A 1,610-nucleotide genomic window follows, 5' to 3' on the forward strand; every position below is an offset into this window, starting at 1 on the left:
ACCTTGTTACGACTTCACCCCAGTCATGAATCACAAAGTGGTAAGCGCCCTCCCGAAGGTTAAGCTACCTACTTCTTTTGCAACCCACTCCCATGGTGTGACGGGCGGTGTGTACAAGGCCCGGGAACGTATTCACCGTAGCATTCTGATCCACGATTACTAGCGATTCCGACTTCATGGAGTCGAGTTGCAGACTCCAATCCGGACTACGACGTACTTTATGAGGTCCGCTTGCTCTCGCGAGGTCGCTTCTCTTTGTATACGCCATTGTAGCACGTGTGTAGCCCTACTCGTAAGGGCCATGATGACTTGACGTCATCCCCACCTTCCTCCAGTTTATCACTGGCAGTCTCCTTTGAGTTCCCGGCCTAACCGCTGGCAACAAAGGATAAGGGTTGCGCTCGTTGCGGGACTTAACCCAACATTTCACAACACGAGCTGACGACAGCCATGCAGCACCTGTCTCAGAGTTCCCGAAGGCACCAATCCATCTCTGGAAAGTTCTCTGGATGTCAAGAGTAGGTAAGGTTCTTCGCGTTGCATCGAATTAAACCACATGCTCCACCGCTTGTGCGGGCCCCCGTCAATTCATTTGAGTTTTAACCTTGCGGCCGTACTCCCCAGGCGGTCTATTTAACGCGTTAGCTCCGGAAGCCACGCCTCAAGGGCACAACCTCCAAATAGACATCGTTTACGGCGTGGACTACCAGGGTATCTAATCCTGTTTGCTCCCCACGCTTTCGCACCTGAGCGTCAGTCTTCGTCCAGGGGGCCGCCTTCGCCACCGGTATTCCTCCAGATCTCTACGCATTTCACCGCTACACCTGGAATTCTACCCCCCTCTACGAGACTCAAGCCTGCCAGTTTCGAATGCAGTTCCCAGGTTGAGCCCGGGGATTTCACATCCGACTTGACAGACCGCCTGCGTGCGCTTTACGCCCAGTAATTCCGATTAACGCTTGCACCCTCCGTATTACCGCGGCTGCTGGCACGGAGTTAGCCGGTGCTTCTTCTGCGGGTAACGTCAATCGACAAGGTTATTAACCTTATCGCCTTCCTCCCCGCTGAAAGTACTTTACAACCCGAAGGCCTTCTTCATACACGCGGCATGGCTGCATCAGGCTTGCGCCCATTGTGCAATATTCCCCACTGCTGCCTCCCGTAGGAGTCTGGACCGTGTCTCAGTTCCAGTGTGGCTGGTCATCCTCTCAGACCAGCTAGGGATCGTCGCCTAGGTGAGCCGTTACCCCACCTACTAGCTAATCCCATCTGGGCACATCCGATGGCAAGAGGCCCGAAGGTCCCCCTCTTTGGTCTTGCGACGTTATGCGGTATTAGCTACCGTTTCCAGTAGTTATCCCCCTCCATCGGGCAGTTTCCCAGACATTACTCACCCGTCCGCCGCTCGTCACCCGAGAGCAAGCTCTCTGTGCTACCGCTCGACTTGCATGTGTTAGGCCTGCCGCCAGCGTTCAATCTGAGCCATGATCAAACTCTTCAATTTAAGTTTGATGCTCGTGAATTAAACTTCGTAATGAATTACGTGTTCACTCAGAGACTTGGTATTCATTTATTGTCCGAAGACATTAAGAATCCATGTCACTTTGAGT

At 53.2% G+C, this 1,610-nt stretch carries 1 rRNA gene; it reads right to left on the bottom strand.

Annotation, left to right across the window (positions count from 1 at the left end):
- A 16S ribosomal RNA gene (locus tag DBY73_RS21985) occupies window positions 1-1,504 on the bottom strand; the annotation flags it as partial.
- Between the last annotated feature and the right edge of the window lie 106 nt (window positions 1,505-1,610).

The organism is Enterobacter sp. RIT418 (assembly GCF_003057745.1).
Classification (GTDB): Bacteria; Pseudomonadota; Gammaproteobacteria; order Enterobacterales; family Enterobacteriaceae; genus Enterobacter.